At 73.4% G+C, this 7767-nt stretch carries 7 protein-coding genes; 5 read left to right on the top strand and 2 right to left on the bottom strand.

Going from position 1 to position 7767, the window contains the following annotated elements; all coding sequences use genetic code 11:
- Positions 1-2819 (bottom strand): [protein-PII] uridylyltransferase (locus Q0112_RS08890; protein ID WP_297974121.1); only part of this gene is annotated, 2819 nt, incomplete at its 3' end.
- Positions 2761-3945, bottom strand: a complete 1185-nt coding sequence (locus Q0112_RS08885; protein WP_297974118.1) for a penicillin-binding protein activator — start codon at positions 3943-3945, stop codon at positions 2761-2763. The genes Q0112_RS08890 and Q0112_RS08885, both read right to left, overlap by 59 nt.
- 87 nt (positions 3946-4032) lie before the next feature.
- Between Q0112_RS08885 and rsmI the strand changes: the two genes are divergently transcribed.
- From rsmI to msrB, 5 genes are all read left to right on the top strand, one after another.
- The gene (rsmI, locus tag Q0112_RS08880; RefSeq protein WP_297974116.1) at positions 4033-4923 is read left to right on the top strand and encodes a 16S rRNA (cytidine(1402)-2'-O)-methyltransferase; all 891 of its coding nucleotides are present in this window, start codon (positions 4033-4035) and stop codon (positions 4921-4923) included.
- 54 nt (positions 4924-4977) lie between these two features.
- Positions 4978-5352, top strand: a complete 375-nt coding sequence (locus Q0112_RS08875) for a YraN family protein (RefSeq protein WP_297974112.1) — start codon at positions 4978-4980, stop codon at positions 5350-5352.
- Positions 5353-5411: 59 nt separating this feature from the next.
- Positions 5412-6353 (top strand): glutathione synthase, encoded by a 942-nt coding sequence (gene gshB, locus Q0112_RS08870; protein WP_297974109.1) that lies wholly within the window; start codon positions 5412-5414, stop codon positions 6351-6353.
- 9 nt (positions 6354-6362) lie between these two features.
- Positions 6363-7268 (top strand): alpha/beta hydrolase, encoded by a 906-nt coding sequence (locus tag Q0112_RS08865; RefSeq protein ID WP_297974105.1) that lies wholly within the window; start codon positions 6363-6365, stop codon positions 7266-7268.
- A 71-nt stretch (positions 7269-7339) separates the two neighbouring features.
- A partial coding sequence (gene msrB / locus Q0112_RS08860; RefSeq protein ID WP_297974103.1) for a peptide-methionine (R)-S-oxide reductase MsrB occupies positions 7340-7767 on the top strand: 428 nt, incomplete at its 3' end.

The following is a 7767-nucleotide window of genomic DNA, read 5'->3' as shown; positions in this document are numbered from 1 at the left end:
GGGGCGATGGCGGCCCTGAGGCGGGTCTCGAGCTGGCGGCGCTTGCTCTCGGTCAGGAGCTTCAGGCCGAAGAGGTCCTTCACGTAGAAGACGTCGACCGCCTGCTCGCCGTAGGTGGCGATGATCGCCGAGGCGATCGAGACGCCGTTGGCGGTCAGCGTGCGGGCGATGTCGTAGAGGAGGCCGGGGCGGTCGCGGGTCTCGACCTCGATGATGGTGTAGATGTCGGAGCCGGCGTTGTCGAAGGTGATCCGGGTCGGCACGGTGAAGTCGCGCTCGCGCTTCTTGATCCGGTCCTTGTCCTTCAGCGCGTCGCGGGCGATGATCTCGCCCCTGAGGATGCGGTTGACCGCCCGCTTCAGCCGGGCGAGCTGGTCGCTCTCGAATGGCTTGCCGCTCGCGTCCTGGATCCAGAAGGCGGCGGTGGCGATGCCGTCGGTCGTGGTGTAGGTGCGCGCGTCGACGACGTTCGCGCCGGAGAGCGCGAGCGCGCCGGCGAGGCGGGCGAAGATGCCCGGGTGGTCGGCCATGGCGAAGCAGGCCTGGGTGGCGTCGCGCGACAGGTCGAGCTCGATCCGCATGGCGGGCTCGGTCTCGGAGACCTGCTGCACCAGCTCGGCGAAGATGCGGTGAGTGCGGGTGTCGAAGCCGAGCCAGTAGGGCGGATAGTGCCGGGCGCACTCGGCCGCGATCGCGGCCTCGGACCATTCGGGCAGTGCGGCGGCGAGGGCCGCCTTGGCTGCGGCCTCGCGCTCGGGGCGGCTTGAGGCCTGGCTGCCGCCGGTCAGATACTCGAGCGTCTCGTTGTAGAGGGTGCGGAGCAGCATCGCCTTCCAGTTGTTCCAGACCCCCGGGCCGACGCCGCGGATGTCGCAGGCGGTGAGGACGGTCAGCAGCTTCAGCCGCGTCGGGCTCTTCACCGCCTGGGCGAAGTCGCGCACCGTGCGCGGGTCGGCGAGGTCGCGCCTCTGGGCGGTGTCGGACATCAGCAGGTGGTTCTTCACCAGCCAGGCGACCAGCTCGGTCTCCTCGGCGTCGAGGCCGAGGCGCGGGCAGAGCCGCTCGGCTGTCTCGGCGCCGACCTCGGAATGGTCGCGGCCGGAGCTCTTGCCGATGTCGTGCAGCAGGAGCGCGACGTAGAGCGGGCGGCGCTCGATGCCCTTGGCCATGATCTCGGTGGCGATCGGGAGCTCGTCGCCGAGCTCGCGCCGCTCGATCTGGGAGAGGGTCGAGATGGTGCGGATCGTGTGCTCGTCCACCGTGTAGTGGTGGTACATGTTGAACTGCATCATCGCGACGATGCGGCCGAACTCGGGGATGAAGGCGCCGAGGACGCCGACCTCGTTCATCAGTCGCAGCGCCCGCTCCGGGTTGTTGTGGCTGAGCAGCAGGTCGAGGAAGATGCGGTTCGCCTCGGGCGAGGCGCGCATCGCGTCGTCGACGAGGGGGAGGTTCGCCGCCACCCGGCGCAGCGCGTCGGGGTGGATGGGGATGTCGGTCTCGAGCCCCTCCTCGAACAGGCGCAGGATGTTGACGGGGTCGCGGTCGAAGGCCTTCTCGTCGACGAAGTCGAGGCGGCCGTTCTTCAGCCGGAAGCCGGGGCCGGTCGGGTCGCGGCCGAAGACGAAGACGGTGCGGAGCTTCTCGCCGAGGCTCGGGCGGGGCTTGACGTGGCGCGCCTCGAGGGCAGCGAGGAAGATGCGGGTGAGGTCGCCCACGTGCTTGGCGTGGATGAAGTAGGCCTGCATGAAGCGTTCGACCGCCCGCTGGCCCTCGGTCGCCTGGTAGCCGAGCAGGCCCGCGATCTCCACCTGGGCGTCGAAGGTGAGCTGTTCGCTGGCGCGGCCCGCGAGCAGGTGCAGGTGGACGCGCGTCGTCCAGAGGAAGGCCTCGGCCTCGGCGAAGACGCGGTATTCCTCGGGGGTGAAGACGCCAGCGCCGACGAGGTCCTCGCTGGTCTCGGCGTGGGTCAGGTACTTGCCGATCCAGAAGAGGGTCTGCAGGTCGCGCAGGCCGCCCTTGCCCTCCTTCACGTTCGGCTCGAGCAGGTAGCGCGAGCTGCCCTGGCGAGCATGGCGGCGGGCGCGCTCGGCGAGCTTCTGCTCGACGAACTCCGGGCCGGTGGCGGCGAAGAGCTCCTTCCAGAGCCGGGCGCCGAGCCGCTCGGCGAGGCCCGGGTCGCCCCAGAGGTGGCGGTGCTCGAGCAGGCTGGTGCGGATGGTGAGGTCGGCCTCGGCCTGGCGCAGGCAGTCGTCGATGGTGCGGACGGAATGGCCGACCTTGAGGCGCAGGTCCCAGAGGCAGTAGAGCACGCTCTCGATCAGGCTCTCGCCCCAGGGAGTCTGCTTGTAGGGGGTGACGAAGAGGAGGTCGACGTCGGAGAAGGGCGCCATCTCCGCCCGGCCGTAGCCGCCGACCGCCAGCACCGAGATCCGCTCCGCCGAGGTCGGGTTGGGGAGCGGATGCAGCCAGTCGGCGGCGAAATCGAGCGCGAGGCGGACGATGCGGTCGACCAGCCAGGCGTAGTCGTGGATCGCCCGGTGCGCCGCGCGCGGGGCGGCGGCGATGGCGGCGGCGATGGTGGCGCGGCCCTCGGCATGGGCCTCGCGCAACACGGCGACCGCCGCCGCGCGCATGGCGGCAGGGTCGGGGGCGGCGCCGGCGGCAGCCTCGAGCGCCGCGCGCGTGGCGGCAAGGTCGAGGATGTCTTCGGGCCGGCCGCTCAGGCCCCGCCAGGGCGGCGGGACCGCTGCCGGGCGGTCAGAAGCCGACCGCGTCGAACGACCGCGCCGCGCGCTCGGCGACCACCGCCTGGCCATTTCGCACCTCGATCATGGCGAGATTGCGCTGGATCCGGCCATTGCTGCTGAAGCGGAACGCGCCGTTCACGCCGGCGAAGCCGGAGGGCTGGGTCAGGCGCTGGGTGGAGAAGGGGCTGCCGCCCTGGCTGCGCGCCTGGGCGATCAGTGCGCCGACCGCGGCGATGCCGTCGTAGGCGATGCCGGCGAGCTCGTGCGGGCTCTCGCCGTAGGCGGTGCGGTAGCGGCCGTTGAAGGCGGCGACGAGGTTAGGGTCGGGCGCGGCGAAGGCGCCGCCCTGCAGCGCCGGCACGGCAAGCGCCTCGGCCGAGACGTCCCAGCGCTGCATGCCGAGGAACTGCGCCGCGGTCAGGCCGTTGGCGCGCAGCCCCTCGGAGATGAAGGCGAGCCCGCCGGAGGGGCCGTCGGTCAGGATGACGGCCTGGGCGCCGGCGCCGGAGAGCGCGGCGGCGGCGGGGCCGGCAGCGGCCTGGATGCCCTCGACCGAGAGATTGTAGGCCTCGGTGCCGGCGAGCGTCGCGCCGCGGGCGGAGATCGCCGCGGTCACCGCGTCGCGCGCCGCCTCGCCCTCGAGCCCGGCGGGATAGGCGACGCCGAAGCTCCGGAGGCCGTGCGAGAGGCCGTAGGCGACCAGCCGGTCGGCGGTGTTCTCGAAGCTGGTGCCGAGGATGTAGACGTTGGCGCCGGCGACCTGGCTGTTGTTGGAGAAGCTGAGGACGTTCAGCCCAGCGCGGGCGGCGACCGGCTGGGCCCCGGCCGTCTCGGTCGAGAAGAGCGGGCCGACGAGGATCTTGGCGCCCTCGGCCACCGCCTGCTCCGCCGCCGCCTGGCCGCCGGCGCTGGTGCCGGCCGAGGGATAGACGGCGAGGTCGATCGTGGCGTTGCGCAGGTCGGCCTGGGCGAGGCGCGCTGCATTCTCCAGGCTGCGGGCGATCTGCTCGCGGCCGGGGTCGCCCGAGCCGTAGGGGACGAGGAGGGCGACCCTCACAGGGGCGTTGGCATCCACCGCCACGCCGTCGCTGCCGGCGCCGCCGGTCGGTCCGGCACAGGCGGCGAGCACCGCCATCGCGGCGCCGAGCGCGGCCGCGCGCAGGCCGGCGAGGGGCGAGAAACCGGTTGACAGCATGTTCGTTCCCCGTGTCGGTTGACGTGTCGTTCTGCCGCAGGCGGTGGCCCCCACATAACGGTCTCGACCGCCGGAAGTAAACGAGGAATGGACAGCGATCCGACCGAGGGCCCGCCGGCCGGGACGGCCGAGAGGGGCGGGGCGCTCGCCCCCGGGCTCTATCTCGTGGCGACGCCGATCGGCAACGCGCGCGACATCAGCCTGCGGGCGCTCGACGTGCTGGCGCGTGCCGACATCCTCGCCGCGGAGGACACCCGCACCACCGGGCATCTGCTCGAGATCCACGGCATCCGCCGCGGCCGGCTGCTGCCTTACCACGACCACAACGGCGCGGCGCAGCGGCCGCGGCTCCTCGCGGCGCTGGCGGAGGGGCGCTCGGTGGCTCTGGTATCGGACGCCGGCACGCCGCTCGTCGCCGACCCGGGCTACCGGCTGGCGGCCGAGGCGGCGGCGGCCGGCCACAGGGTGACGGCAGTGCCCGGCGCCTCGGCGCTCCTCGCGGCGCTCTCGGTGGCGGGGCTGCCGACCGACCGCTTCCTCTTCGCGGGCTTCCTTCCGCCGCGGCAGTCCGCGCGCCGCCGCGCGCTCGCCGAGCTCGCCGCGGTGCCGGCGACGCTCGTCTTCTACGAATCCCCCCGCCGGCTGGCGGCGGCGCTGGCCGACATGGCCGGGACGCTCGGCGCCGCCCGGCCGGCGGCGGTCTGCCGCGAGCTCACCAAGCGCTTCGAGGAGACCCGGCGCGCGCCGCTCGGCGAACTCGCCGAGGCCTATGCCGCGGTGCCCGAGGTGCGCGGCGAGGTGGTGGTGCTGGTCGGCGGACCGGTGGCGGTGCCGGTCGCCGCGGACGTCCTCGACGCCGCGCTCGAGGCGGCGCTCGCCGGGCAGAGCGTGCGCGACGCCGCGGCGGCGGTGGCGGCGGCGCTCGGACTGCCGCGGCGCGAGGTCTACGCGCGGGCGCTCGAGCTCTCGCGGCGTTAACCCACATTTGTTTTGTGTTGGTTCTCTTTGTGTTCGATGTGTTAGCCTGAAGTTATGCTTGCACGACATGCCGCCCCTTCGCACTCCGCCCGCTCGCACTATGCCGGCCTCGTCGCCGAGGAATGCGCCGCGCGCGACTATCAGCGCGGCGGCGGCCATGTCCGTGCCGCCCGCTGGCGCTGCCCCGAGGGCGAGCTCGACCTCGTGGTCGAGCTGCCGAGCGAGATCGTCTTCGTCGAGGTGAAGGCCCGCCGTCACGGGGCCGAGACGGTCACCCCGCGGCAGTGGGCGCGCATCGGGGCGGCGGCCAGCCGCTATCTCGCCGAGCATACCGACGGGACGGTCCCCTGCCGCTTCGACCTCGCGCTCGTCGACCGCTCCGGCCGGCTCGAGCGCATCGAGAACGCGCGGAGCTTCGACGACTGGTAGCTTGCCAGCGCCCCGCGCCTCGGCCATGAGTCGGGCCGAAGCCGTCGGAGCAAGCCCCCATGTCCCTCAAGGTCGCCGTCCAGATGGATCCCATAGAGCGGATCAACATCGCCGCGGATTCGACCTTCCGCATCATGGAGGAGGCGCAGGCGCGCGGCCACCGGCTCTTCTACTATACCCCCGACCGGCTGGCGCTCGACGAAGGCCGCGTCCGCGCCCGCGGCTGGCCGGTCGAGGTGCGCCGCGTGCAGGGGGACCATTTCACCCTCGGGCCGGAAGAGGAGCGCGACCTAGCCGGCGAGGACGTGGTCTGGCTGCGGCAGGACCCGCCCTTCGACATGGGCTACATCACCACCACCCACATCCTCGAGCGCATCCACCCGAACACGCTCGTGGTCAACGATCCCTTCTGGGTCAGGAACTATCCCGAGAAGCTGCTGGTGCTCGGCTTCCCCGAGCTCACCCCGCCCACCATCGTCGCCCGCGACCTCGCCACGCTCAGGGCCTTCAAGGACCGGCATGGCGACGTGATCCTGAAGCCGCTCTACGGCAACGGCGGGGCCGGGGTCTTCCGGCTCGATCCGAACGACCGCAACTTCACCGCCCTCTGGGAGCTCTTCGCCGGCATGAACCGCGAGCCGCTGATCGCGCAGAAGTTCCTGCCCGCGGTGGCAAAGGGCGACAAGCGGGTGATCCTCGTCGACGGCGAGGCGGTGGGCGCGATCAACCGCGTGCCGCTCGCGGGCGAGACGCGCTCGAACATGCACGCCGGCGGCACGCCGGTGAAGGTCGGCCTCACCGACCGCGACCGGGAGATCTGCGCCGCGATCGGGCCGCTCCTGCGCGAGAAGGGGCAGATCTTCGTCGGCATCGACGTGATCGGCGACTGGCTGACCGAGATCAACGTCACCTCGCCGACCGGGCTGCAGGAGCTCGAGCGCTTCGACGGCATCAACGCCACGGCGCGGATCTGGGAGGCGATCGAGCGGCGGCGGGGCTGAGGCGGGCGGGTGTCCTGGCAGCTCTGGGCGCTCGACGCCTGGCTCCGCCTGAACGAGAAGCCGCGGCTCGCCCGCGAGCGGTCGGTCGCGGCGGAACGCGCCCGCATGGAGGCGAACGCGGCGCTGGCCTTCCCGGTGCCGCCCGGCCTCTGGCAGGAGGTGCGGCTGCCGGCCGCGCCGCCGCTCGCCGCCTGGCGCCTCCCTGCGCCCGCCGGGGCGGGCGTGCTGCTGTGGCTGCACGGCGGCGCCTACTGCCTCGGCTCGCCGCGGACGCATGCCGACCTCGTGCTGGCGCTGGCGCGGCGGGCCGGGACGGGCGCGCTCCTGCCCGACTACCGGCTCGCGCCCGAGCACGTCTTTCCCGCCGCCGTCGAGGATGCGCTGGCCACCTGGGCGGCGCTCCGTGCCGAGGGGGTGCCGCCGGCGCGGATCGCGCTCGGCGGCGACAGCGCCGTCGGCGGGCTCGGCTTCGCGCTGCTGCACATTCTGCTCGCGGCCGGCGCGGCGGTGCCCGCCTGCGTCGTCGCCTTCAGCCCCTGGGTCGATCTCACCCTCTCGGGTGCGAGCCTCCGGCGCCTCGCCCGGCGCGATGCCTTCCTGCCGGCGGCGCGCATCGCCGAGATCCGCGACCAGTATCTCGCCGGCGCCGACCCGCGCGACCCGCGGGCGTCGCCGCATCTCGGCCGGTTCGCCGGCGCCCCGCCGGTGCTGATCCAGGCGAGCCGGGCCGAGATCCTCCGTGACGACGCGCGGCTGATGGCGGCGCGGCTCGCGGCGGACGGCGTCGCGGTCGCCCTCGAGCTCCCGCGCGCGGTGCCGCACGTCTGGCAGGCCTACCATGCCCGGCTGCCGGAGGCCGCCGCCGCGATGGACCGCGCCGCGGCCTTCGTCGCGCGCCACCTCAAAAGCGCGTGATCGGCGGGCGCGGCGGTAATCGTCCGGGCGCGCAGGCCGTAAAGGGAGAAGAGGCCACGCGGGAGGAGAGCATGCGGACGAGGCTCACGAGGCGCGCGATCGTCGCGGGCGGGGCGGCGGCGCTTGCCCTGGCCGCGGCGGGCGGCAGGGGGTCGGCGCCGCGGGCGGCCACCGCCTTCGAGATCACTCGCTCCGAGGCGGAGTGGCGGGCGATGCTGAGCCCCCAGGCCTATGCCGTGCTGCGCGAGGCCGCCACCGAGCGTCCCTTCACCAGCCCGCTGCTCGAGGAGCACCGCAAGGGCACCTTCGCCTGCGCCGGCTGTGCGCTGCCGCTCTTCTCGTCGGAGACCAAGTTCGAGAGCGGCACCGGCTGGCCGAGCTTCTGGCAGCCGCTCGAGAACGCGGTCGCGACCGAGAGCGACACGAGCTTCGGCATGGTGCGCACCGAGGTGCTCTGCCGGCGCTGCGGCGGCCATCTCGGCCACGTCTTCGAGGACGG

Origin of the sequence: uncultured Amaricoccus sp. (assembly GCF_937858865.1) — a bacterium.
Taxonomy (GTDB): domain Bacteria; phylum Pseudomonadota; class Alphaproteobacteria; order Rhodobacterales; family Rhodobacteraceae; genus Amaricoccus.
The sequence above is the reverse complement of the archived record's forward strand: the minus strand, read 5'-3'. Positions and strand labels throughout refer to the sequence as shown.

Coding starts and splice junctions, on each gene's coding strand:
- gshB (WP_297974109.1), top strand. CDS start 5,412: ATGTCCCTCAAGGTCGCCGTCCAGATGGATCCCATAGAGCGGATCAAC.
- Q0112_RS08875 (WP_297974112.1), top strand. CDS start 4,978: ATGCTTGCACGACATGCCGCCCCTTCGCACTCCGCCCGCTCGCACTAT.
- rsmI (WP_297974116.1), top strand. CDS start 4,033: ATGGACAGCGATCCGACCGAGGGCCCGCCGGCCGGGACGGCCGAGAGG.
- Q0112_RS08885 (WP_297974118.1), bottom strand. CDS start 3,945: ATGCTGTCAACCGGTTTCTCGCCCCTCGCCGGCCTGCGCGCGGCCGCG.